Raw genomic sequence first — 24,168 nt, forward strand, 5'->3', positions numbered from 1 at the left:
ATGAGTTCGATCGGAAAAATTACCGGGACAGTCTGCCGATTGACTCATAATGACGGAATTAAACGACTGTCCCTATAATAATGCTCGCAATGATAGAATACAGTATTCTTGCTGTTTTCGAATGCATCATATATTATTTCAATAATCCTGTGTTAGAGTCGCAAAATTAGAAAATATTTCTTGGCATTCGGGGATGCCGATCGATATCATCGCCAAGATTCTGGGTCATACGAATACGAACATGACGCGGCGCTATGCGAAGATCTCCGAGGCGAACATCAGCCGGGAGATGCAAAAAATCGGGAAAATCCTAACGGTCTGATACCGGTAAACGACCGGGCGGCGAGGAACCTGTCCAGTTCCTTGCAGCTGGTCGTTTATGGAAGAACCGTTTACTTCTGGCTTAACTCAACCAGCGTGCCCCGCAGCGTATCGAGGAAGTGGGTCAGGCGGTTCTTGCGGTTCAGAACAGCCCAGCGGCAGTTGTCCGGATATTGAGCATTCGGCCTGATGATCGAGAGCGTCTTGTCTCGCATATCGAGAATCTGGTTGAGCGAACACCCCTGTTTTTCAATGCAGAATCCAACGGGATACCGATTGAAAAATAACGAGATTATCTATCATCTCTGAACAACCAGGCGTGCTATTCGAGCAGTTGGTTGGTGCGGCGGATCAGTCCGACGGTCGAGTCATTGTTGAAGACCGAGTACAAACCCTGCTGTTCCTGGGCCGGATCACCGCAGTAGTCATCGCCGCGCTCCCAGTAGAGGTGTTCGGGCCGGGCCTCGCCGCCCCATGCCCAGAAATTGGCTCCGGCCAATACCCCGCCGCTGCGTTTCGACTCGACGAGCCGATCGAGGATCTCCGTGTAGTAGGCGTCGCGCAGGGTAGTCGGCGTGTTCCTTGCGAACTGGAAGCTGTCGCGCGGGAATCCGAACTCCTCGATGATGACCGGCTTGTTCAGCCGCCGGCCGATTTCCAGATGCATGTCGATGTATTTTCGGGTCATCTCTTTGGCATTTTCCAACCCTTCGGCCAGCGCGTTGCGATCGACCCAGCGCCAGTTGCTGGGCCAGATGTGGAGGTTGACGTAGGCGATTTCGGGGATGGCATGGATCCGTTCGGTGAGTTCCAGGTTGCTTTCGCAGCCGTAGAAGCCCTCCGAGCCGGTCGAGATCATGTGGTTGGGGTCGAGCGAACGGATCAGCCGGGCCGTTTGGGCGATCCACTCGGCGAAGGCTTCGTGGTTGGCGGTTCCGAAGGGGCGCGGTTCGTTGCAGATCTGCCACGAGAAGATGGCGGGATCCTCGGTGTATTTCAGACCGGTGTAACGGTTCGTGCGGCCGACGATGAAGCGCACGTGGTTTTCGAAGAGTTCGCGGGCCCGCATGTTGGGGATAAACCGCGAGACGTAGTCCGTATAGGTTTCGTAACCGTCGACGCAGGGAATAGGGGCCTTTCCTTCGCCGCTCCAGGCCAGATACTGGGAGTAACCGCCCGACCACTCCCACGAGTTGTTCAGATAGAGTACGGCCTGCATGCCGCGCTGTCCGAGTTGGGCGAGCAGATAGTCGAGTCCGTCGAGCAGACGGTCGTCGTATTGCCCGGGGGCATACTGGAGAATGGGTTCGATTTTGGCGGTGACGCCCGCATCGCCTTCGGCCCCGACGAGCACGCGCAGGTTTGTGATGCCGCAGGCGGCCAGCGAGTCGAGTTCGCGTGCGAGCCGTGGGCGGTTGCCGCCTTCGCCCGTCGAGGCGAGGATCGGGGCGTACCAGAGGTTCGCACCCAGGAAGTAGCAGGGTTTGCCGTTGATGAGGATCCGGCCGTTTTCGGCACGGGCGAAGGACTTGTTTTCCGGAGCGGAGCCGCAGCCGGAGTTGAGGCTTGCGGCGAGACACATCCAGAGACCGGGGAGGAGAAGGTGTTTCACGGGTTCAGACTGTTTTGCTCGGATAAAGGTACGCATTTTCAGTCAAACGTTGAGGCCGGACGGGGCAAAATGTCATAAAAAACACGGTATGGGCCGAAATCCAGTGATACACCCGTGCGGCGGATCTCCTGTCATGCCGATGTCACGACCCGGTTGCGAAGCGGCAACGTGTTCCGATGCGGAGGGGTGCCGCAGGCGCTCATCCGCGGGAAGACCGGCACGATCCGCTCGGACGGGGAGCTTCTTCGTCGCCGTGCCGGTGGAAAAAACGCTCCTGAAATTTGCCAAACCCGTCGGGGGTGTTACCTTTACCTTTTGCAGAAGAGCCGTTTCGTTTATGGACAGGATGCGTGCGTCCGTTGTACTGCCCCCCCCCTGGATTCGAGGAGATCTATGCGAAATACAAGAGCTATTTCGTGCGGATTGCCATGTCGTATGTGTGGGACCGGATGGCCGCCGAGGATATCGTGACCGACAGTTTCGTGGTCTTCTGGACGAACCGACACGACCTTGACCAGCGGAATATCCCCGCCTATATCTATACGGTGATAGTCCGCAAGTGCCGCAACTGGCTGCGGGACCGTGTGCAGCATCAGCGGGCTTACGACACGCTTCAGCAGACCGAATTGCATATTCTGGAGGATTCATAATGATCGGCCTGCGCGGGATCGTGGCAGCCGCCCTGATGACGGCGGCCGGAGCCTGCACGGGCAATTTCGAGGAGTACAACCACAATCCCAACGAGACAACCGACAGCGAGCTCGAGCGCGACAACTACAACGTGGGCGCCAAGCTGCTGCAGTTGCAGAACGAGGTCATTCCCTCGGAGGAGCACCTCTACCAGTTTACGGAGATTCTGACCGGCATGGCCTACGGCGGCTATTCGGAAGCGATTCCGACGTGGACGGGCAAGTTTTCGACCTTCAACCCCACGGCCGACTGGCTCAAGGCGCCGTTCGTGACGCTGATGACCGACCCCTACGCACCCTATCGCGGCATTCTGGCCGTGACGGACGGCGAGATGCCGCTGGCACTGGCTTCGCTGCTGCGTGTGGCGATCATGCACCGGCTGACCGACCAGTACGGACCGATAATTCGCTGTCCGTGGCCGGGGGTATGATCGAGTCCAATTCCGACCATGCGCAGTTCAAGCCGGCGGTCAACCGCACGGTGATCTGCTTCGGCGAGTGGAAACAGCACCCCATTTCGGCCGATCTGGACAGCTACATGAACGGCTATGCGGATCCGCGTCGGGCCGGGATGGACGGCCTTGTGCTCCGTTTTTCGGGGAGTGTGACGGCCGCGGCCGCGGCGCTAGAGCCGCAGATCGTACAGCGCCTGGCGATGTTGAACGACAAGATGCTGGCCTTCGAGGACAATGCGGGGTTTGTCACGGCGGCGAACCGCGGCATGTTCGATCTCTATCTGCTTGATCTCACGGCGGCGGGCGACGTCTATACCGTCGGGAGTCAGGTGGATTACTGGACGGGTTACTACGGTATCGAGGCGGGCCGGATTCTTCCGGTTGTCGCCTTGACGGGGACGCTTGCCGACGAGCAGGGCACCGCCCAATAAAAAAACGCGACCATGAAAATGATGAAACATATCTTCTGTGCGGCACTTGCCCTGGCGGCGCTTGCCACGGGCTGCAAGAGCGACGACTACGACGACGGCACCTCTCCGGTGGCCAATACGGCCTATATCGTGGAGGCTGCGACGACGCCTGATGCCCCGGTGACCTTCAAACGGACGGTCGAGACGCTCGACCGGGAATTCGTCGTGCGGCTGGTAGCTCCGGTCGACACGCCGACCCGCGTCGAACTGATCGTCGATGCCGAAGCCGCGGCGGAGTACAACCGCCGCCACGGGACCTCCTATCCGGTGCTTGATGCCGCGCCCGGATCGCTGACGCTGACCGTCCCGAAGGGCCGGTCCGGATCGGACCCGCTTGCCATCGAGGTTCTCTACGACGAGACGCTGCTCAATGGACGTTACGGTATGATGCTGCAGCCGTGGATGCTTCCGTTGTGTGTCGACCGGATCGAGGGAGCAGTCGCTCCGCTCGTGACGGATCAGATGCTCGGAATCGGGATCCGTCCGGCCGATATTGGGAATTATGCCACGAAGGAGCCGGTGGAGTTGGGTATGGCCGATGCCAAGAAGGATTCGCCCTTCTACGGAATCGCCTTTGCCGACTGCCGGGTTATCAATCCGCAACTGGTGTTGAATGCCTGGTATTCGATCTTCGAATATTACAAAGAGGATCCGCAGCGCAAGTTGGGTATTAAGGTTTGCGTGTCGGTGGAGACTGCACCGAAATCCCGTGCCGGATTATGTAACCTGGCGGAGGAGACGCGCCGGTCTGAAGAACTGGTAGCCGGGCCCTGCAACGGCCTGGTCCGGAATCGAAGCGGTCCGCAACCCCAAAGGTTGCGGACCGCTTTTCGCTGAGCCGCGGGTTGCGGCGCCGTGTCAAACGTGTCAGAACAGCTGTCCCGAACCGTTGTCTTTCATGGTGGAACCGTCGGGGCCTTCGAGGGTTCCGTCGCCCCGATTCCGCAACTGGGTGGTCGTACCGTCGGTTGTGGACGAAGGGGGGGGCCGTCGGCTGCACGCTCCTGTGTGCCGCCGACCGAATTCGAGGAGCCTCCGCCCGTTGAGGAGACCGGCGAGCAGGAGTTTTTTCTTCCGTTCGCGGTGACGGATAAAATTCAGGAGCTGTTTTTTGCGGGAGCGGGGTGAAAAATGGGGGTTATGAACGGTTTGTTTGGTTGGGCCGATGCTCCCCGACGCTTTTTTTTCTGTTTGAAAACGTTCGAATATTGTTCAAAAAGCGTATAACCGCCAACCCCGCCGGTTGTGCGTGAAACCTTCATCCGGGAGGAATGTCCCGAGATCGGGCATTTGTCCCGGTCCGGATTCGTGACTGGCAACCGATACGCGGGCACGAGGATCAACCTTACGATCCGAACTACCGGCCGGTTGATTTGTCGGCTGTGCATCATTCTGTTTATTAGTGTGTTGTGTTGTTGTGGCGGCTTTTCGGCCGATACGCCGCCAAACGTGCTGTCATGAACGGCACGTCCCGGACTACGGATCGGTCGTCGGAAAAAATCCGTTGGTTCGACCGCCCCCGCAAGCACCCGGATCGGCCGGTTCAGGCCCGCCTTTGACGGCTGAACAGGGGCGGACGGGAGGTTTGGCAACCTGCGGATAAAATGGTAACTTTGAAGAATTATGGACGCAAATATCGAAATATGGATCGTCCTTGCGGGGCTTTGCCTGATGATGGGGATGCTGATCGCCGACTGGTTGCGACCGGGCTTCGTGCTGTTTTCCGGCGTGGTGCTCTTCATGTGCACGGGCATTCTCACGCCGCACGAAGCCCTCGCGGGATTCGGCAACGAGGGGATGATCACCGTTGCGCTGCTGTTTCTGGTCAGCGAAGGGGTTCGGCGCAGCGATGCGCTGGGGCATCTGGTCAAGTGGCTGCTGCCCGTACGGCGTGACATGACCGTGCGCAAGGGCTACCTGCGCATTCTGCCGACGATTGTCGCCGTGTCGGCCTTTCTGAACAATACGCCCGTGGTGGTGGTCTTCATTCCGATCATCAAGCAGTGGGCCCGCAGAACGGGACTTGCCGTGCGCAAGTTTCTCATTCCGCTGTCGTATGCGGCCATTCTGGGCGGCATGTGCACGCTCATCGGTACGTCGACCAACCTGGTGGTCCACGGCATGATGCTCGATGAGGGGTTTGCGGGGTTTTCGATGTTCGAGCTGGGCAAGGTGGGAGGCTGTATTGCCGTTGTGGGCCTTCTTTATATGATTCTGTTGGGTAACCGGCGTCTTCCGGACGATTCGACGCTCGAGGAGCAGCCCCGAACGGAGGAGTCGGGACGTGAGGTGGAGGCGGTGCTCGGGCCCCGCTTCCCGGGGATCAACCGCACCTTTGCCGAATTTGATTTCCGCAGCCATTACGGGGCCGGGATCCGCTCCGTGCGACGGGGCGGTGAGGAGCTGCCGCCCGAATCGGTCATCTTCCGGGCGGGAGACACGCTGGTGCTCGAGACCGACGGAACGTTCATCGACCGCTGGGGCGATTCGCGGGTCTTCCTGATGCTGAGCAACGGCTCGGAACACCGCCCGGTCTGTCCGCGGTGGAAGAAGTGGCTGGCGCTTGCGCTGCTCGTGGTGATGATCGCCGGGGCCACCTTCGGCAGCATGCCCTTCATGGCGGATCTCGTACCGGGCATGCGGCTTGACATGTTCTTCTGGGTCTGCGTGGTGGCGGTGCTGATGGCCTGCTTCGGGATCTTCCCCGCCAAGAAATACACGAAATTCATCTCGTGGGATATTCTGGTGACGATCGCCTCGGCGCTGGCTATCAGTCGGGCGATGGTCAACTCGGGGCTGGCCGACTGGATCGCCTCGGGGTTGTCGCAACTGTCGTCTGCGGCATCGCCGTGGGCCGTGCTGGCCGTGCTCTACATCACGACCAATCTCATCACCGAATTCATCACCAACAATGCGGCGGCAGCCTTTGCCTTTCCCGTGGCGCTGTCGGCGTCCGCCCACCTCGGGGTGGATCCGATGCCCTTTTTCGTGGCAATCTGCATTGCGGCCTCGTGCAGCTTCTCCTCGCCGATCGGCTACCAGACGAACATGATCGTGCAGGGAATCGGCAACTACCGCTTCCGCGATTTCGTGCGTATCGGTCTGCCGTTGAATCTCATAGCCTTTGTGGTCTCGATGGTCCTGATCCCGCTGTTCTGGCCCTTCGAACCGCTGATCTGAAACCGAAGAACATGGAAAACATTCATCCGATATTCGACCGTATGGAGTCCCGCGCGGAGAAGGAGCGACAGCTCGGCCACCGCGGTGCGGTCGTCTGGTTTACGGGGCTTTCGGGCTCGGGGAAGAGTACCCTGGCCATCGCCCTTGAACGGGCCCTCTCGGCCCGGGGCATCCTGTGCCGGATCCTCGACGGCGACAATGTCCGCTGCGGCATCAACGCCGGACTGGGTTTCTCGGAGGCCGACCGTCGCGAGAACATCCGCCGCGTGGCCGAAGTATGCCGGCTCTTTGTCGACACGGGGGTCGTGGTGCTGGCTTGCTTCGTGAGTCCGACGCGTGAGCTGCGGCAGATGGCCGCGGAGATTGTCGGCCCGGGGGACTTTCTGGAGGTCTACGTCTCGACGCCTCTTGCCGAGTGCGAGCGGCGCGACGTGAAGGGGCTCTACGCCAAGGCCCGACGGGGTGAGATCCGCGACTTTACGGGCATCTCGGCGCCGTTCGAGGAGCCCGACGCTCCGGCGCTGCGGCTCGATACGTCGGGACGGTCGGTCGACGGGTGTGTCGACCGGCTTCTGGAGCGGCTGCTGCCGGCAATTGAACTGAAAAAGGACACAGAAACAGAACAACAATAAGATGAAAGAGTATCAGCTGAGCCATCTGAAGACGCTCGAAGCCGAAGCCATACACATCATCCGGGAGGTGGCGGCCGAATTCCGCAATCCGGTGATGCTCTACTCCATCGGCAAGGATTCGTCGGTGATGGTGCGTCTGGCCGAGAAGGCCTTCTATCCGGGCAAGGTTCCCTTCCCGTTGATGCACATTGATTCGAAATGGAAATTCCGCGAGATGATCGAGTTCCGCGACGCCTATGCGAAGAAATACAACTGGAATCTGATTGTCGAGTACAACAGAAAGGCTTACGAGGCGGGTGTAGGGCCCTTTACGCACGGCAGCCGCGTACATACCGATCTGATGAAGACGCAGGCGCTGCTCATGGCGCTGAAGAAGTACGGCTTTGATGCGGCGTTCGGCGGAGCGCGGCGCGACGAGGAGAAGAGCCGTGCCAAGGAGCGGATCTTCTCGTTCCGCAACGAGTTCCAGCAGTGGGATCCGAAGAACCAGCGTCCCGAGTTGTGGGACATCTACAACACGCGGGTCCACGAGGGGGAGAGCATCCGGGTCTTTCCGCTGTCGAACTGGACGGAGCTCGACGTGTGGCAGTACATCCGCCAGGAGCGGATTCCGATCGTACCGCTCTACTTTGCCAAGGAGCGTCCGGTGGTCGAGGTGAACGGCAACCTGATCATGGTTGACGACGACCGCATGCCCGAGGAGTTGCGGCGCAGGGCCGAGATGCGCAAGGTTCGCTTCCGCACGCTGGGGTGCTACCCGCTGACGGGGGCCATCGAAAGCGAGGCCGACACGATCGAGAAGATCATCGAAGAGATGATGACCACGACTCGCTCCGAGCGCACGACGCGTGTGATCGACTTCGACCAGGAGGGGAGCATGGAGCAGAAGAAACGCGAAGGATACTTTTAAAGAGAGACGAACATGGCACTCAGCATAGAGGAATTTCTGGCACAGGACGAACGCAAGGACCTGTTGCGTTTTTTGACGGCCGGGTCGGTCGACGACGGCAAGTCGACGCTCATCGGGCGGCTGTTGTACGACAGCAAGCGGCTCTACGAGGACCAGCTCGACGCCCTTGAGCGGGACAGCAAGCGGTGCGGCAACGCCGGCGACCATATCGACTACGCCCTGCTGTGCGACGGACTGAAGGCCGAGCGCGAACAGGGCATCACCATCGACGTGGCCTACCGCTACTTCGCCACCAACCGCCGCAAGTTCATCATCGCCGACACGCCGGGTCACGAGCAGTATACGCGCAACATGATCACCGGCGGATCGACGGCCAATCTGGCCATCATTCTGGTCGATGCCCGCACGGGCGTCATTACCCAGACACGCCGTCACAGCTATCTGGTCTGGCTGCTCGGCATCCGGCATATTGTTTTGGCGGTCAACAAGATGGATCTGGTGGACTACTCCGAGGTGCGTTTCCGCGAGATTGTCGACGAATACAAGACGTGGCTTTCGTCGCAGGGACTCGACATTCCGGATCTGCAATGCATTCCGCTTTCGGCGCTCGAGGGCGACAACGTCGTCGACCCGAGTCCGCGCACGCCCTGGTACAAGGGTCCGTCGCTGCTGAACTTTCTGGAGACGGTCGAGATCGACCTGGACATCAACATGCACGATTTTCGTTTTCCGGTCCAGTATGTGCTGCGTCCCGACGCCGATTTCCGCGGCTACAGCGGTAAGATCGCCTCGGGCATCGTGCGGCGCGGCGACCGGGTCGTGGCGCTGCCGTCGGGCCATACGTCGCGTATTGCGCGCATCGTCACCTACGACGGTGATCTGGAGGAGGCCTTTGCCCCGCAGTCGGTGACGCTGACTTTGGAGAACGAGATCGACCTTTCGCGCGGCGAGATGCTCGTCCATCCGGATGATCTTCCCCACGTCGGCCACCGCTTCCGGGCCATGATGGTTTGGATGGACGAGGAGCCGCTGGACCGTTCGAAGGCCTTCTACCTGAAGCATACGACCCGCACGACGCGGGCCCATGTCGGGACGATCCACCACCGCGTGGAGATCAACGTCGGCGAGCAGGTCGAGGCTGACGGCATGAAACTCAACGAGATCGCGCTGGTGTCGCTCGTTACGGACTCGCCGCTGATCTACGACGGTTACCGCGAGAACCGCCAGACGGGGGCCTTCATCCTGATCGACCCGGTGACGAACTTCACCTCGGCCGTCGGCATGATCGTGGCGCCGGACGAGGAGACGTCGGCCGGGGATTCCGACCGCATCGTCATCGACCTTGCGGCGTGCGGCATTGCTCCGGAACACGACGAGGCGATTGCCGAATTCTGCCGGGCCTTGCGCCGCCAGACCGGCATCGAGGTGGAATGTACCCGAAAATAGTGTGACGATGAGCCTTTTCCGACTGAATTTCGATACGCTGCCGGTCAATACGCTGGTGGGCGCCGACCGGAGAACCTTCCGCGAGGTGACGCGCGGGGCGGAGATCGACCCGTCGTGCCGCGGCAAGTACCGGCTGACGCGTCTGGTGCGGGGCATGCTCGACCCCTTCTACCTGCTCAATGAACGCCGCTACGATCGGCTGCCCGAGCGGACGGATCTCGAACCGCCGGTCTTTATCATCGGCCATTGGCGCAGTGGCACGACCTATGCGCACAACCTGCTTTCGTGCGACGACCATTTCGGCTGCTGCACGACCTACCAGACGGTCTTTCCGCATCTGATGCTGTGGGGGCGCCCCTTCTTCGAGCGTTGCATGGCGGCGGTGATGCCCTCGTCGCGCCCGACCGATTCGATGCGTCTCGGGGTGGAGCTCCCGCAGGAGGAGGAGTTCGCGCTGAGCAACATGACCCCCTGCTCGCATTACCATTTCTGGATGTTCCCCCACCGCATGGCCGAATACCGCGAACGCTTTCTGACCTTCGAACGGGCGACCGACCGGGAGCGCGAGGAGTTCCTTGCGGCCGAGGACAAGGTGATGCGTATCGCACTGCAGGTCTCTGGCCGGCGGCAGTTCCTGAGCAAGAATCCGCCCCATACGGGTCGTGTGGCGATGCTGCTCGAACGCTATCCGCAGGCGCGGTTCATCTATCTGGTCCGCAACCCCTACGTGGTCTACGAATCGACGCACAACTTCTTCCGCCAGACGATCAATGCCGTGGGAATGCAGCGCATTACGGACGAGGCGCTCGACCGCGAAATCCTGCTCAACTACCGGGCGCTGTACGAGAGCTACGAGTCGGCGCGGGGGACGATCCCCGAAGGACAGCTCTTCGAGGTGCGCTTCGAGGATCTGCAGGAGTCGCCGCTTGAGATCGTCGAACTGATCTACGACCGGCTCTCGCTGGGTGATTTCCAACAGGTCCGGCCCGCCATGGAGCGTTATCTGGCCACCTTGCGCGGTTACCGCAAGAAGCGCTACGAATTCGACTCGCGGACGATCGAACGGGTCGAGAGTCACTGGGGCGATGCCCTTCGCGAGTGGGATTATCAGTTCTAACCTCTTCGGGTCGGCCCCATCCGCTGTTCCTGATCGGGACCCTTCCCTTGCTCTGATTGGGCCCCCGGCTTGATTCCACACAATCGGATCCGACCTTTGAGGACGGGTTCGATTTTTTATTCCTGCCGGAGCCCCGCAGGGAACAATCTGTCGGGAAAATCGGTATCTTTGTGGCCGTAACAGAGCCCAAAAGAGCCAAAAAGATGGATATTTCGAAAATCAACAAGGTGGAGATCCGCAACCTTCAGCGGCAGGACTATGACCAGCTGGCCTCCTCTTTCACACGGGTCTATGCCGACGGGAGCGACGTATTCTGGACCCCGGCCCAGATCGACAAACTGATCCGCATCTTCCCCGAGGGGCAGATCGTGGTGGTGGTGGATGACAAGATCGTGGGTTGCGCCCTCTCGATCATCGTGAATTACGACCTGGTGAAGGGCGACCACACCTACGCCCAGGTGACCGGCAACGAGACCTTCGACACCCATACGCGCAAGGGCAACATCCTCTACGGCATCGAGGTCTTCATCCACCCCGACTACCGCGGACTGCGCCTCGGCCGCCGCATGTATGAATACCGCAAGGAGCTGTGCGAGAAGCTCAACCTGAAGGCGATCATGTTCGGCGGTCGCCTGCCCAACTACCACAAGTATGCCGACCGGATGCGTCCGAAGGAGTATATCGACAAGGTTCGCAAGCGTGAGATCTACGATCCGGTGCTGCTGTTCCAGTTGTCGAACGACTTCCACGTGCGCAAGGTGATGCGCAACTACCTGCCCAACGACGAGGAGTCGCGCCACTTCGCCTGCCTGCTGCAGTGGGACAACATCTACTACCAGGCCCCCACCGAGGAGTACGTGCAGCCGAAGACCACGGTGCGTGTGGGGCTGGTCCAGTGGCAGATGCGTACCTATACGACCCTGGACGACCTGTTCGAACAGGTGGAGTTCTTCGTCGATTCGGTGAGCCGCTACCAGAGCGACTTCGTCCTCTTCCCCGAGTATTTCAACGCCCCGCTCATGGCTCGCTTCAACAACGACGGCGAGTCGCAGGCCATCCGCGGACTGGCCGGCTATACGGACGATATCCGCGAGCGGTTCGTGGGGCTGGCCATCAAGTACAACATCAACATCATTACGGGCAGCATGCCCTATATCCGCGAGGACGGACTGCTCTACAACGTCGGATTTCTCTGCCGGCGCGACGGTTCGTACGAGATGTACGAGAAGCTGCACGTGACGCCCGACGAGATGAAGTGCTGGGGTCTGAGCGGCGGCAAGGCGATCCGGACCTTCGAGACCGACTGTGCGCGGATCGGCGTGCTGATCTGCTACGACGTGGAGTTCCCGGAGCTGTCGCGCATCATGGCCGACGAGGGGATGCAGATCCTCTTCGTGCCGTTCCTCACCGATACGCAGAATGCCTATTCGCGGGTTCGGGTCTGCGCCCAGGCGCGCGCCATCGAGAACGAGTGCTTCGTGGCTATTGCGGGCAGCGTGGGCAATCTGCCGCGGGTCCACAACATGGACATCCAGTATGCGCAGTCGGGGGTCTTCACGCCGTGTGACTTTGCCTTTCCGACGGACGGCCGCCGGGCCGAGGCGACACCCAATACGGAGATGATCCTTATTTCGGATGTGGACCTCGATCTGCTGAACGAGCTGCACACCTACGGCAGTGTCCGCAATCTGAAGGACCGCCGCCACGATTTGTACGAATTGCGTGTGCGGAATCGGTAGCCGGGAGCGTGCTGCATCGATGGTTGAGCGCTGGAGCTGCTGTTCTACCCTACGACTGATGTAAGCCTCCGCGACGAAGAGCCGCGGGGGCTTGTTTTTTGCGGAAGCCGCTCTGGAGATGTGAAAGCACTGGTTGGTAGAATGTTATCCACCATGTAGCTTTCGGGGGCAGGATCTCCTCGTCGGACGAATCTGAAAAAAGGCGGAAAAATATGGGGAAAAAGTTTGTGGAATCGGGAAATAGCGTTATCTTTGCACTCGCAATACCGAAAGGGGTGCGTTAGTTCAGCTGGTTAGAATACGTGCCTGTCACGCACGGGGTCAGGGGTTCGAGTCCCCTACGCACCGCAAACAAGGGTGTAAATCAAGTAGTTACGAGATTTACACCCAATTTTACACCCAAAAATCAAGCAACTATATTATTTTTCTTGAGTGTAATCTCGAGATCTTCTCTCCCCGATTAATCGCTACTTTATTGGAAAAATAAAATAGCGATTCTTCTATTTTTGGGTGGCAGCGAGAGCATCCCTATCGGACAAAAACTTTTTGCAATATAAAAAAATTCCTACATTTGCTGATGTAAACCACAAAACCACGCAGTCATGAAAAACGAATTCGGCTCATTGAGCATTGAAAACGGGAACGTGACCATCGAGCTTTCATCGGATGGAACGGTATGGATGACGCAATGGCAAATTGCGCGACTGTTCGGAGTTTTTGTGGCAGCCATCAACAACAATATTCGTTCAATCTACAAGTCAAAGCATGTGAACGAATACCGCACGCATCGAATGTCCGGCTATGTAGATCTCTACAATCTGGAGATGATTGCCGCCTTGTCATTCCGTGTGGGCAGTATGGAGTCCGAAGCCTTCCGGAAATGGCTGCTTTACCGACCACAGCAGAAAATGATCGTCATGCAAGTCGACGCAGACGATCGACAAAAGGTAAGTTAACTCCTCACACTACCGTTAAGATTAAGAGCAACCCCACTACGAGGTTGCTCTTATTTATTTTATCGAAAAGACTATTATAGGTGTCATCATTATGCCGGATTATGCCGGAATGCTGAGGGTGCATTCCGCAGTGATTATAGAATAATCACCCCTACCTGCGTTCGCATTTTTCGTTATCCTTTTCCTATAACCTTCTCCTCCTTCACGACCACCTCCCCGGATCGGATGGAAGGTATCCCGGTTCAGCAGCGAAGGTATCTTCGGGCTTCACGCCCGCTCAAGATCAGGCCCCTCGGGGGTTTTGCGCAAAATCTTCCTCTTTCCCTGCGGGCGAGCGTATTTGGCGCAAAAATCCTGCTCGGGCTAAGCCCGGCCTTGCATAGCTCCTGAACCAAGATACCATCCATACCGGCTCCGCTACGGCATAAAAAAAAAGTCGAAGGTTATGAAAAGCACAACGAAAAACAACAGGAACCAGAAAACCTCCAACCTTCCACTCAGCATCGGTTCGGGGGTACGGGCGGCGGCAAAAGTCGGGGCGGCAATCCTCGGCTTCCGCCTCTTCGGAAGTGGCTTTCTTTGGGTCGTTTTGGCCCTTCTCTTCTGCTCTAACCTCCTGCGCGGTATCTTCTCCTGCCTGCTCTCCTTCGTCGTGCTGATCGGCCTCTTTTCCTTCCTCTTATCACTCATCTGCTAACACCTAAACTCGCATCACCATGTCCAAGTATTATTCCCTGCTCGGAGGTACGACCACCGACACCGAAATCCAAGTCGCCCAAGAGAATCAAATCGTTATCGGCTTCGGCCCTTACATGTCGCAGGAACGCTATGTCATCTGCCGGGTCGAGCACACAGCTAACGGATACCTCTACCACCTTGTCAACCTCGACACGAAGGAGATTCGCCGCACGGACATTCTCGAACCCTTGTCCAGGAAGTACGGGATCGGCCTCTATTACGACGACGTGAACCACGAACAGATGGACGCAATGGAGGTTGCCGCCCTCGCCTCCGAAGCCAAAGAGAAGGCACGCATCAAGGCCGAGAAAGCCGAGGCCGAACGCAAACGAGCCGACGAGCAGGCCGCCATCGGGCGCAAGCGCCTTGCGGAAATCCTGCCCCACGACGCGAAGGCCATGATCGTCGCCCGACTGAGGGAGGACGAGAGCGACCCTATGACCGACTACTTCTCCAGCCGAACCGTGCGCACCGTGATTTTGGGCTTCTCCCGCCACACCCGCGACCTCTTCTCCGAGATGCGCAAGTATGCCGCCAACATGCCCGAAACGGCCTACTTGAGTGAACCCAACGAGGAGTACGAACACCGCGAGAAATACTCGATGGGCGGCGGCTACTACCTCGGAGAGAGCCGTTACAGCGGGTGGATCATTCAGAAAGTCCCCGTTGGCGACCGCGAGCGCACGATCCGGGAGTTCGGCTACACGGCAGGCGACGAGGCAAACATCCGCCTCAAAGCACCCGCCGCCGAACCCAACCCCGAGGGCGGGCAGAACATCATCAAGGGTGAGTTTGTGATCGTGGATTACTCGGAGAAGGCCATCGCCCTCTTCGGCGACACCCGCCCGATCAAGGATGCGCTCGCCGCGCTCGGAGGCCGCTTCAACAGCCGTCTCTCGCACGAAGGAGGCAAGCGCGCCGGGTGGATCTTCCCCAAGACCCGGAGCGAACAAGTGAAAGCCTTGATCGGAGCATAAGCAACGGACAACGGGGCGGGCCTTTCCGCCCCGACTATCAACCCTCAAACACCACACAGACATGAAGAACAGCACCAAAATAGCCGTAAACGAGTTGGTCAGACTGCTCGGCGGCACGACATGGACGCGCACGACATCGAGTTGTACGGGCAAATGGTCCGGGACAACCGATTACGGAATCCTCATCGACGGACACATCCACCTGTTCGTATCGAACGGCATGGCCGGATTCGAGCCCCGTGTACGCGAATGGATCGCCTCGTTGAAGACCTTCCAAGTCAAGAAGGATTACTACCTCGAACTGCTCCGTGAGCAGGCCCGGCGCGACAACGCCACGGCAATCTCCGAGGGGCTCTACCCGGTTCACGTCCTCGACATCGGCATCGTCTCGCCCGAGGCTTCCGACGGGTTCTATTACTTCTATCCCTATGTACTGATCGAGGTAAACGGCCTCCGCTATAAGCATCTGACCTCCAATTTCGGGTGCGCCATCTTCCGCGACTTCCTCGCCGAGTGGATCAAAGACCGCAATGCGAAGGCCACAACCACGGCGGGAGGCGTCGACAACCCCGACTTCATCTTCTGCAACGTGCGCTTCGATTCCCGAAACGGCATGTACCGCATCCAATAACATCAACCCAACACCCGAACGAACATGGCACAGCACACAGCTACCGACTATTTCAAGCGCACCATTCAGCACTATCTGGAATGCCGCGCGCAGGAGGACGAACTCTTCCGTCCGCGATACGAGAACCCGAAGAAGAACATCGACCAATGTTGCGACTACATCCTCGACAGCGTCTACAAAAGCGGCCGAAACGGATTCGCTGACGACGAGATCTATGCCCTTGCTCTGCACTACTATGACGAGGACGACATCAAGGTCGGCAAGCACCGCGAATGCCGTGTCATCGTGAACCACACCATTGAACTGACCGAGGAAGAGAAGGCCGAGGCCCGGCGCGAAGCGATGCGGCGGGCAACCCAGGAAGCCTATGCACAACTGACCAAGCATCCGCAGGCAAAGAAAGCCGCCAGCGACAAATCCAATACCCCGACGCTCTTTTAACCCTAAAACCGAATACCATGAAACCGAGAACGAAATTCCAGCATAAGGTTGTCGAAGCGAGCAAGAGCCTGCCCGAACTTTCCCCGGCACAGATCCGGTGGGCATGCACCCACGTCATCGAGCGGATCGGACGCCGCACAAGCAAAGGCGAGATCACCTGCCTCGACTGCGGAGAGGTATTCCACAACACCACCTCCCGGAAACGGTGCACCTGCCCGCACTGCGGAGCGAAACTCCGGATTGAGCAGACCCGCAAACTCAGATTCGAGCAACACGACTATGCGGCCTTTATCACCGCCTGCGACGGTCTGCAAGTCATCCGCATATTCATGGTGGACTATTACGCCAAGATCGGGTCTTCGCCTCGCTATTACATGACTGAAGTCATGCAACGATGGATCGCCCCCGACGGCAGGTTCTGCACGTTGGCCCGCTTACGGGTGTGGGGAACGATGTATTACGATTCGTGGATCTACTCCTCGGATCTTGAGTTGCGAAACGAAGCGTGGGCATACGGGCAGATCTACACCGACGACATATACCCGCACATCCGGCTGATCCCCGAACTGAAGCAACACGGATGCCGCAAAGTCCTGCGGGGCGTCAACACGACCGACTACTTCATCGCCCTGCTGGTCGACAACCGCGCCGAGACGCTGGCCAAAATTGGGCAGGAGGAGCTACTGCGCCTCTATCTGCAACGGGACGGCAGGAACTTCGAGCGCTATTGGCCCTCGATCCGCATCGCCGCGCGCAACGCCTACACCGTCAAGGATGCCTCCCTTTGGTGCGACTACCTCGACATGCTCCGGGAGTTGGGCAAGGATCTCCACAGCCCCAAATACGTCTGCCCGGACAACCTGCGTGAGGAACACGACCGCTACATGGTCAAACGGAATCGCCTGCGCGCTGAAAGGAGAAAGGCCGAGCAGGAGGCCTTCATCCTCAAGTGCGAAGAGGCTTATCAGCAGGCAAAGGCCCGTTTCTTCGGGCTCGCCTTCCACGACGGGAAGATCCGCATCCATGTCTTGGAGAGCGTCAGGGAGTTCTTTGCCGAGGGTGAGGCCATGCACCACTGCGTGTATTGGAACGGCTACTACCGCAAGGACGATTCGCTGATCCTCTCGGCGACCATCGACGGCAAGCGCATCGAGACGGTTGAAGTGTCGCTCTCCCAACTCGCCGTCGTGCAAAGCCGTGGGGTCTGCAACAAAAACACCAGTTATCACGCGCGGATCATCGACCTCGTGAACCGCAACATGTCTCTCATTCAGCAACGCATCGCCGCATAACCGTACAGCCATGAAAATCAACTATTGCCCAAGTAGCCGCACCTTTACCCTCAGCGACCTCTCCGTCCAGCAACTCGCCGTACTCTTCGCCGTATTGAGAACCGCCGACCATCGCTGCTTCACGGCACGCAGCGACAACGGCTGCTGGTACAGCGATAACGACTTCGTTCTCTCGCTTACCGACCAGGAGCGCGCCGACCTCTCGTCAATCGTATCCCGACTTGAAACATACAGACCGCAATGAACGCCACGCAAGAATTACGGCAGAACGGCAAGACCGTCCTGCACTCCGAGGACGGCATCAGCCTCCGGATGATCTTCAACAACCTCAAAGGACGCAATTTCGACAACCCCGCGGAACATCGCGACTACCTCCTATACGTCGCATTTGCTCAAATGCACTTCCAGCCCGGCGTGGTCGAGTTCGTCGAACGGGGCAAGATCCTCGACAAAGCATTCATTCAACCCTTGTAAAACCGGGGCGGCGCAGGCCGCCCGCAAAACCTCCTAACCATGAAAATCAACTATCACGGCACGGACACTCCGTCGCCCGAGGCCATTGCCAAAGTCCGCGACGCGCTCTTTCTGCTCGACGGAATGAACGGATTTCGCACCCCCTTCGAGACGTGGCGCAACTGCGAAGCGCAGATCACCTTCGGGGATGATGCCGCCACAACGAGCATCGAGATCGCCCCGCCCGCGGCGGCGTTGATTCGCCGCCGCGGAAATTGGAGGAACAGCCGCGCCATATACTGCGAGGGTCTGTTCCGGGCCAACATCACCAATACGGAAGTCGAACTTATCTAAACCAACGCTTTATGAAAACCACGGAAGTAAATGAAAGTCTGATTGGAAAACGGTGCGAGTGCGTCAGTTTCGGATCGCGGGTCACGGGCCGGATCACATCTATTGAAGAGGACGAGTATTGCGTCCGCGTGAACATCCGCCTCGACACACCCCAACGTTGGGGCGCTGATCTCTACACCGAAGAGTGCAACTGGGCACGCAAGTGCGACGAGTTCGGGTCGCTCGGATACCTGCGGGTTTTACCCGAACCCCAAGAGCCGAATTACGAGACCTGCGTGGCAACATTCGCCGAGAATATACCCGATTTTGAAAGGCGGATCTTCGACGACCCCGCAGCGTGGGGTGTCGAAACCTTGAAAGAGTGGATTGATTCCTATGAAAGCAGCCGTTTCACGCCTCTTGACGAGCGAACGGCCGTCATCACCTCCGAATACAACATGGAGGCGATTGTCAAATGGTTGCGTGACAATACGCCCTTGCTCGACATCCGCGGAAAATAACCCCTAAAAATGAAAATGCCCCGGCGGCATCGAGGTCACAGCCCTCGATGCCGCCGGTTTCATTCCGCGCCGTTCTTGTGGCGCTCTATGATCTTTGCCAGTTCGCGGCTGATATTATCGGAAATCTGTTCCGGGCTCAGTGCTTCTACTCCCGCCTCATCCTTCGGATCCGTATGCAGGCCGATAAAGATCTTTCGACTGCTGTCCCGCATGAACACATACAGATAACCGTTCTTCTGAAGTATGCCTACATAGAGACGGGTGGTCACTATCCGGGAAATATTGCGGTAAAATATCCGCGTTGTCTCGTCGTCGTATTCCGGGAATACCATGTATTCTTCATGGAAAACCACGCCGTGTCGCCAGGCAAGGTGTGCTATCGCATCATATACCATCGAACGGGAGAGTCCCTGCCCTTCTTGTAATTTCATTTGGCCGTCTTGTTTCGAGATCGTAAGAATTATTTTGTACCGGCATGAGGCACGCATGCGCCCTCTCTCTCGATAGATAATTCCCCATCACGCCATCTGCCTCTCGCATTGCGCTCCTCTCTTTTGCCACTTCGCTGTTCTATATGCCGTGGTGCTGCAAAGATACTCCAATTTAACGGTTCCGCAATACCTATCGAACAAGTCCTTTCTTTCTGGTTCGCAACCGTGCAAGACGCTCTGAAACATCGGGAAAACGCCTTTCACGCTCCTTATTGCACATCTTACTGTCACTTTGTTCAATATCGCCGATTATTTCAAGTGATTTTGCAGCCTTTTCGGAGGATAAATCCGTCCGAATTTTTCCTCCCTTCGGTGCGTTAAAGGCATACTCGGCGAAACGCGACAAACGGACGAAATTCGCCTCCCCGGGTGCAAGGTCGAAGCGCCGCAGCTCGGTGTAGATCCCGAGCTGATCCCGTTCCGCATGGTACACGGAAGGTCTGCGACCGAGCATCTCCATACTCCCGGACCCAAGCACGCCTACCGGAGGATTGACCTTTGAACGAAGGGTCTCGACGGGCAGCAGTTCCAACGTGCGAACGTAGGTAAGCTCCATGCACGGATGGTTGAGATGATCCGCAAGAAAACGCAGATAATCACCGTAAAGCGACTCGCCACGCGGTGTGCTGTTGAAGAGAAGAACGCCCGCATCGGTTTCAATACCCCGGTACGACAGCGGACGTTCTTCGACATTGAAACCCTCATAGAGGCGAACCCGTTCCAGATAGTCGGGATTGTCGTACAGATCCGCCATCTGGCGGGTATCACACCCCTTTTGAATGCCATAGAGCAATGGATAGAGACGTCTCGTAGCACGCGGACGCAGGCCCTGGTCACGAACGGCCTGCAGCAGCCTGCGTGGGTAAATCGAAATGTTTTCATTGCCGGCCCACACGGATGCGGGATTCTCAAAGTGCCAATGGACAAAAAAGCTGTTGCCATACGGCGGCCGCATTTGATTGAGAAGAGCCGTCGCACAGTGTATCGAGAAATGTTCGAAACTTCTGAAAAAACGACCGTTGGCCGATGTTGCCTGAACCTTTCCATCCGTTGCAAACATCATGAAGACATCGCCCGGATGAAGGGGTTCCTCGGACTGAATCCGAGAGCTGCTTTCCATGTTGTTCATCGTTGCGAAAATTAAAGTTTCATCTTCCGTTGTGTCTTCCGCATACGGACTACGCGGAAGGTCTGCTCCTGTTGCCGCGTCAGTTGTTGGAAGCTGAATTCATCCTTCTTCCTGTCATAAGTAACCCGACAACAGCCGACATATCCGGCCCGTGTCGTAACATCATCCACAACGACCGAACCTCCGGTGTAGAGGATCTTATACTGTGCATAGTCGAGAGGCTGCCGCAGCGTCTGATCGACACGTCGATGGAAAGAGTAAATGTTGTCTCCCTTTGCCACCGACTCGGGGACATAAATTCTCAAATGCAGGTAGTTCGATTCAGCATACAGACACATCTCGGGAGTCCGCAGGTGTTGCGGAACCCACTGGATAGCCTGCGGATCCTCACGCACGGCGCTCTCGGCGATACGCTTCGAGATGATCTCCGGGGCGAGAAGATGAAGGCAGCGGCTGTTTTTCTGTATCGCCTCATAGGCCATCTCCTCGCTTACCATGCGTCGCGGAATGAGGTTGAGCAGCCGGTCGATCTTCTGTGGATCCTGCTCCTCATGCAGCACCCGCATCAAAAGCTCCGGACGTGTGATCGCCCCGAGGGCCGAGTAATCCGAAGGATCCCGCAGGTAACTCCGCTCGAAGGCAAGACGGTTCAGAGCTTCCGTGCGTTCCGCTTCCGGAACGCCGAAAAGAATCCGCGGTTTCTCTTCGATCATCGAGGCATAAAACGCCTCGTTCTTCATCGTCTCGGGAAGATACTCGATGGCATACGGGCACCTCCTTACGGCAGTTCGGCACAGTTCCTCGGTTTTGAGCGCCTCGGGAACATAGCGCAGATTCATACCGTCAGTCATCACGGCCGCATCACAGAGCGACCGATCCCGAAGTCGCTTCGGAAGCGCATAGAACAGTTCGGGCTCTTTCAGAAAGATCTTTTCGGCAAGACGCATCGTCATGACTTCCGGATTGACATTCTTGAGAAAATTCTGCGTCTGACTGTATGAATCACAGTGTTCATCCAACATACGCTCAAGCAGGTCGGGATATGGAATGAAGCGAACAATATCCCAACCCTTCGATCGGGTGTATGCCATCTCGCAATCCTCCCGGGTCAGCAGTTGCGGTTTGAAGTAACGGATAGCCGCGGGATCCGCGGCCAACGCCTTCCGATACAGATCCCGTGTATGCAGTTTGTCCGGAACATAGAGCAAGGCTCCGGCGCTGTTCATCACCGCAGCCTCGCACAACGCGGCGCTGCGCTGCGCTTCGGGAATATCATGCAGCAGGATGCCGTCCCCGCGGACGGCCTCCAGACAGATCTTTTCGCTTCTCAAATGCGCCGGAAGAACCAGCAGACACATCGGATCCGTCTGAACCCCGTAGAGCGCGACCTGCTCCGTAAGTGCCGCAGGTTCGATCCCGGCCATGAGTTCCATGAGGTTGTAGCCTTGCCGATGGTACTTCTGCAACCCCTCCAAACAAACCTCCGGGAAGGGAATGTCCTCCAGAACGCTGCGAAGCATCTCCCGCGTGAATGGCTCCGCATTCAGAGCCTCCCGACACAACTCCGGCGTCCGCAGCGCCTTAGGGACATATTTCAGCACCAGACCGTCGCCCTTGACGGCCGTCTCGCACATCTGCGCGGTAAGTATGTTGTCGGGAACAAATGTCAAGGCCCACGGATCATGGCGCACGGCAAGCATACACAACGATGCCGTGCGATACTTGTCCGGCACGAAATTCAGTGCCGAACCATAATGTCGCACTGCCTCCCGGCACATCGACGCCGTTTTCAATTCCTCGGGAACATAATCAAAGGCAAAAGCCCAGTCGCGAATGGCACGCAGGCACAGCGACCGTGAAAGCATCTCCCGTGGTACATAGCGAATATTGGCTCCCGACATCTGGACGGCATGGTCGCATACAGACTTCGTGCGCCGTTCGAGAGGCAAGGTGCGCAGCAGATCCTTATAGGTCTGATCTTGTTCGAGCAGAGCAATGTCTGCCTTTTCCTGTGGTGTCATCTCTCTTTGTATTAAAGACGCCCGACAGAATTGCCGGGCGTCGCAGGTTCATTACTCACCCGTGTCGGTGTCATTCTGGAACGTGAAGCTCTTTTGCACCACCTGTCCCATATTATCCTCGACATAGACGTCGATCACTTGTTGAGCCTCACTCAGCGAAGTGTAATAGAGGCGGAATGAGGTGCGATCCAGCGGATAACGGTCGTTCGGAAGAAAGACCGTCCCGTCGTCCATGCGCAGCTCCCCATCTCCGTCCGGCTGAAAATAGCGGATCGTATAGCGAGCCTCGTCATACACTCCCTCTCGAACCAGCGTACAGCGGATCTCGGCCGTCTCGCCGACGGCGAGACGCTTCTGTACGGGCATCGTCTCAAGCGTGAACCCGTAGCGTTGCTGAATATCCAGATTCTCATCGCAACCTACGGTCAGCACACCGGTCATTGCTATGCCGGCGCAGAGCGCCAGCCATCTTTTCAATCGTCTCATCGTTTTTTGTTTTTTTAGTATTCGACCGAATCGTTCGGCGTATGCTCCCAATCGGGAATTTTCACCGTATCCGCATCAATTGCGGGACATCGGATCACCTCGACCGTCGTATCCTCGTAGACGTTGCAGGCCGTGAAGAGCGAGACGAAGATCGCGCCCCAGGCTGCGGCCAGAAGAACATAGGTCAGAATCGTTATTATGCGTTTGCGTTTCATGTGTTTAGTCCTTTAACAGTTCCGAAATTTCGGGGTCCAGATTCCCCCGATACTCCATGCGCTCATCCCGGCGGCAGGCTTCGAGGAAGTGCTCGCGTCCTTCGGCCTTGCGGCCCAGCCGCGAACAGGCGATGGCCCGCAGGTACTCCGTCACGGCATCCGTCGGCATCGTCGAGAGCAGCTCCAGCGCCCGCTCGTTGTGGTCCATCGAGAGGTGTGCCACCACCGTATTGCGGTCGTTGTAGTCGTTGAGAATATAGAGCGCCCGCGCATACTGACGCCTTTGCAGAAGCTCCACACCCCGGGCATAGGTCGTGTCGAGTTCCGTGGTGTGAATCGTATCCTTGACCATCCCCTTGCGACGGAGGTTATAGCGGAAATCCACGGCGCGGAGCTGCGGGTAGACCACCTCCTTCAGGTAGGCGTACTCCCGGGGGAAGCGCTCGCGCAGCAGCCGCTCTCTTCGATCCGGATCCCGCTCCGCGGAGAGGAGCTCCAGCATCGCCCCGCGGTTCGTCAGCGCCGGGTCCGTGCGAATGCGGTTCATCAGCTCGGGCCACGCCTCGGCAACCCACCGCACCGTCAGCAGCGTGTCGATACCCCGACCGTAGTGACGCACCAGGTAGCGTTTCAGCGCCTCGGCACGCCCCCGCGAGAGGCGCTCGTTAAAGGCGTAACGCCCCTCCGGCGAGGAGGAGGCCGTGAGAGTGATCGTATCGACGTAGAACTCCTCCTGCTCGATGATCCGGCGCATCAGGCCGGAGATCTTCTCCAGCTCGCGGCCGTTGTCGCCCAGCGTATCCACCACGCGGGTATCGCCCACAAAGAAACGGATATAGTTGCGGTCGCGGACCGTGACATACTTGTCGATCACGCGGATGCGGTAGCGCGGCAGCGTATCGACAAAGGAGAG

28 protein-coding genes, 1 tRNA gene and 1 pseudogene are annotated in these 24,168 nt (G+C 58.0%); 22 read left to right on the forward strand and 8 right to left on the reverse strand.

What is annotated here, in order from left to right:
* Positions 1 to 190: 190 nt before the first annotated feature.
* Positions 191 to 322: pseudogene (locus tag PUQ42_RS09050) on the forward strand (site-specific integrase); the annotation flags it as partial.
* A gap of 70 nt (positions 323 to 392) precedes the next feature.
* Here the strand turns inward: PUQ42_RS09050 and PUQ42_RS09055 are convergent.
* A complete protein-coding gene (locus tag PUQ42_RS09055; RefSeq protein ID WP_162992892.1) occupies positions 393 to 536 on the reverse strand; it encodes a hypothetical protein in 144 nt (47 codons plus the stop codon).
* A gap of 107 nt (positions 537 to 643) precedes the next feature.
* Positions 644 to 1,903: a glycoside hydrolase 5 family protein gene (locus tag PUQ42_RS09060; protein WP_420534959.1), complete on the reverse strand. Its 1,260-nt coding sequence runs from the start codon at positions 1,901 to 1,903 to the stop codon at positions 644 to 646.
* A 389-nt stretch (positions 1,904 to 2,292) separates the two neighbouring features.
* On the opposite strand from PUQ42_RS09060, the gene PUQ42_RS09065 reads away from it, so the two are divergent.
* The 21 genes from PUQ42_RS09065 to PUQ42_RS09165 all read left to right on the forward strand — a co-directional run bounded on the left by PUQ42_RS09065 (position 2,293) and on the right by PUQ42_RS09165 (position 18,913).
* Positions 2,293 to 2,583, forward strand: coding sequence for a sigma factor (locus PUQ42_RS09065; protein ID WP_273373098.1), 291 nt, complete (start codon positions 2,293 to 2,295; stop codon positions 2,581 to 2,583).
* Positions 2,583 to 3,053, forward strand: a complete 471-nt coding sequence (locus tag PUQ42_RS09070) for a SusD/RagB family nutrient-binding outer membrane lipoprotein (protein WP_273373100.1) — start codon at positions 2,583 to 2,585, stop codon at positions 3,051 to 3,053. Before PUQ42_RS09065 ends, PUQ42_RS09070 begins: the two co-directional genes overlap by 1 nt.
* The gene (locus tag PUQ42_RS09075) at positions 3,050 to 3,508 is read left to right on the forward strand and encodes a SusD/RagB family nutrient-binding outer membrane lipoprotein (protein WP_273373102.1); all 459 of its coding nucleotides are present in this window, start codon (positions 3,050 to 3,052) and stop codon (positions 3,506 to 3,508) included. The genes PUQ42_RS09070 and PUQ42_RS09075 overlap by 4 nt, the downstream gene beginning before the upstream one ends.
* Positions 3,509 to 3,520: 12 nt before the next feature.
* Complete coding sequence (locus PUQ42_RS09080) at positions 3,521 to 4,384, forward strand: DUF1735 domain-containing protein (RefSeq protein ID WP_273373103.1); 864 nt, start codon at positions 3,521 to 3,523, stop codon at positions 4,382 to 4,384.
* Positions 4,385 to 5,170: 786 nt separating this feature from the next.
* Positions 5,171 to 6,727, forward strand: coding sequence for an SLC13 family permease (locus PUQ42_RS09085; RefSeq protein ID WP_273373105.1), 1,557 nt, complete (start codon positions 5,171 to 5,173; stop codon positions 6,725 to 6,727).
* 11 nt (positions 6,728 to 6,738) lie between these two features.
* The gene (gene cysC / locus PUQ42_RS09090; protein WP_273373107.1) at positions 6,739 to 7,359 is read left to right on the forward strand and encodes an adenylyl-sulfate kinase; all 621 of its coding nucleotides are present in this window, start codon (positions 6,739 to 6,741) and stop codon (positions 7,357 to 7,359) included.
* 1 nt (position 7,360) lies between these two features.
* Positions 7,361 to 8,269, forward strand: coding sequence for a sulfate adenylyltransferase subunit CysD (gene cysD, locus PUQ42_RS09095; RefSeq protein ID WP_087312170.1), 909 nt, complete (start codon positions 7,361 to 7,363; stop codon positions 8,267 to 8,269).
* Positions 8,270 to 8,281: 12 nt separating this feature from the next.
* The gene (cysN, locus tag PUQ42_RS09100; RefSeq protein WP_087403934.1) at positions 8,282 to 9,715 is read left to right on the forward strand and encodes a sulfate adenylyltransferase subunit CysN; all 1,434 of its coding nucleotides are present in this window, start codon (positions 8,282 to 8,284) and stop codon (positions 9,713 to 9,715) included.
* A gap of 7 nt (positions 9,716 to 9,722) precedes the next feature.
* Positions 9,723 to 10,832 (forward strand): sulfotransferase family protein, encoded by a 1,110-nt coding sequence (locus PUQ42_RS09105; RefSeq protein WP_273373110.1) that lies wholly within the window; start codon positions 9,723 to 9,725, stop codon positions 10,830 to 10,832.
* Between the two features lie 203 nt (positions 10,833 to 11,035).
* Positions 11,036 to 12,571, forward strand: a complete 1,536-nt coding sequence (locus PUQ42_RS09110; RefSeq protein WP_087312166.1) for a bifunctional GNAT family N-acetyltransferase/carbon-nitrogen hydrolase family protein — start codon at positions 11,036 to 11,038, stop codon at positions 12,569 to 12,571.
* 274 nt (positions 12,572 to 12,845) lie between these two features.
* Positions 12,846 to 12,919: transfer RNA gene (locus tag PUQ42_RS09115), tRNA-Asp, on the forward strand.
* Between the two features lie 254 nt (positions 12,920 to 13,173).
* Positions 13,174 to 13,527 carry a virulence RhuM family protein gene (locus tag PUQ42_RS09120; RefSeq protein WP_273373112.1) on the forward strand — a complete coding sequence of 118 codons (354 nt, stop codon included), beginning with the start codon at positions 13,174 to 13,176 and terminating at the stop codon, positions 13,525 to 13,527.
* 445 nt (positions 13,528 to 13,972) lie between these two features.
* Entirely contained in the window at positions 13,973 to 14,224 is a 252-nt protein-coding gene (locus PUQ42_RS09125) for a hypothetical protein (RefSeq protein ID WP_273373114.1), read from the forward strand.
* Between the two features lie 19 nt (positions 14,225 to 14,243).
* The gene (locus tag PUQ42_RS09130) at positions 14,244 to 15,242 is read left to right on the forward strand and encodes a fusion protein (protein ID WP_273373115.1); all 999 of its coding nucleotides are present in this window, start codon (positions 14,244 to 14,246) and stop codon (positions 15,240 to 15,242) included.
* A gap of 61 nt (positions 15,243 to 15,303) precedes the next feature.
* Positions 15,304 to 15,873 (forward strand): hypothetical protein, encoded by a 570-nt coding sequence (locus PUQ42_RS09135; protein WP_273373116.1) that lies wholly within the window; start codon positions 15,304 to 15,306, stop codon positions 15,871 to 15,873.
* 24 nt (positions 15,874 to 15,897) lie between these two features.
* Entirely contained in the window at positions 15,898 to 16,314 is a 417-nt protein-coding gene (locus PUQ42_RS09140; RefSeq protein ID WP_273373118.1) for a PcfK-like family protein, read from the forward strand.
* Positions 16,315 to 16,331: 17 nt separating this feature from the next.
* Positions 16,332 to 17,606: a PcfJ domain-containing protein gene (locus tag PUQ42_RS09145; RefSeq protein WP_273373120.1), complete on the forward strand. Its 1,275-nt coding sequence runs from the start codon at positions 16,332 to 16,334 to the stop codon at positions 17,604 to 17,606.
* Positions 17,607 to 17,616: 10 nt separating this feature from the next.
* Positions 17,617 to 17,850 (forward strand): hypothetical protein, encoded by a 234-nt coding sequence (locus tag PUQ42_RS09150; RefSeq protein ID WP_273373122.1) that lies wholly within the window; start codon positions 17,617 to 17,619, stop codon positions 17,848 to 17,850.
* The gene (locus tag PUQ42_RS09155) at positions 17,847 to 18,080 is read left to right on the forward strand and encodes a DUF7688 family protein (RefSeq protein ID WP_273373124.1); all 234 of its coding nucleotides are present in this window, start codon (positions 17,847 to 17,849) and stop codon (positions 18,078 to 18,080) included. Before PUQ42_RS09150 ends, PUQ42_RS09155 begins: the two co-directional genes overlap by 4 nt.
* A gap of 39 nt (positions 18,081 to 18,119) precedes the next feature.
* On the forward strand, positions 18,120 to 18,413 hold the full coding sequence (locus PUQ42_RS09160; RefSeq protein WP_273373125.1) for a hypothetical protein: 294 nt from the start codon (positions 18,120 to 18,122) through the stop codon (positions 18,411 to 18,413).
* A gap of 11 nt (positions 18,414 to 18,424) precedes the next feature.
* Positions 18,425 to 18,913, forward strand: coding sequence for a DUF7258 domain-containing protein (locus PUQ42_RS09165; RefSeq protein ID WP_273373127.1), 489 nt, complete (start codon positions 18,425 to 18,427; stop codon positions 18,911 to 18,913).
* 59 nt (positions 18,914 to 18,972) lie between these two features.
* Here PUQ42_RS09165 and PUQ42_RS09170 read toward each other — a convergent pair whose 3' ends face one another.
* The 6 genes from PUQ42_RS09170 to PUQ42_RS09195 all read right to left on the reverse strand — a co-directional run.
* Positions 18,973 to 19,344, reverse strand: coding sequence for a hypothetical protein (locus PUQ42_RS09170; RefSeq protein WP_273373129.1), 372 nt, complete (start codon positions 19,342 to 19,344; stop codon positions 18,973 to 18,975).
* Between the two features lie 190 nt (positions 19,345 to 19,534).
* Positions 19,535 to 20,533: a DUF6047 family protein gene (locus tag PUQ42_RS09175; protein WP_273373130.1), complete on the reverse strand. Its 999-nt coding sequence runs from the start codon at positions 20,531 to 20,533 to the stop codon at positions 19,535 to 19,537.
* 11 nt (positions 20,534 to 20,544) lie between these two features.
* A complete protein-coding gene (locus tag PUQ42_RS09180) occupies positions 20,545 to 22,554 on the reverse strand; it encodes a DUF4116 domain-containing protein (RefSeq protein ID WP_273373132.1) in 2,010 nt (669 codons plus the stop codon).
* A 51-nt stretch (positions 22,555 to 22,605) separates the two neighbouring features.
* Positions 22,606 to 23,040 carry a DUF3872 domain-containing protein gene (locus PUQ42_RS09185; RefSeq protein WP_273373134.1) on the reverse strand — a complete coding sequence of 145 codons (435 nt, stop codon included), beginning with the start codon at positions 23,038 to 23,040 and terminating at the stop codon, positions 22,606 to 22,608.
* Positions 23,041 to 23,054: 14 nt separating this feature from the next.
* The gene (locus PUQ42_RS09190; protein WP_273373136.1) at positions 23,055 to 23,255 is read right to left on the reverse strand and encodes a hypothetical protein; all 201 of its coding nucleotides are present in this window, start codon (positions 23,253 to 23,255) and stop codon (positions 23,055 to 23,057) included.
* Positions 23,256 to 23,259: 4 nt separating this feature from the next.
* Positions 23,260 to 24,168: OmpA family protein (locus tag PUQ42_RS09195; RefSeq protein ID WP_475652130.1), on the reverse strand; the 909-nt coding region annotated here is incomplete at its 5' end.

Origin of the sequence: Alistipes megaguti, assembly GCF_944320325.1 — a bacterium.
Lineage (GTDB): Bacteria > Bacteroidota > Bacteroidia > Bacteroidales > Rikenellaceae > Alistipes > Alistipes megaguti.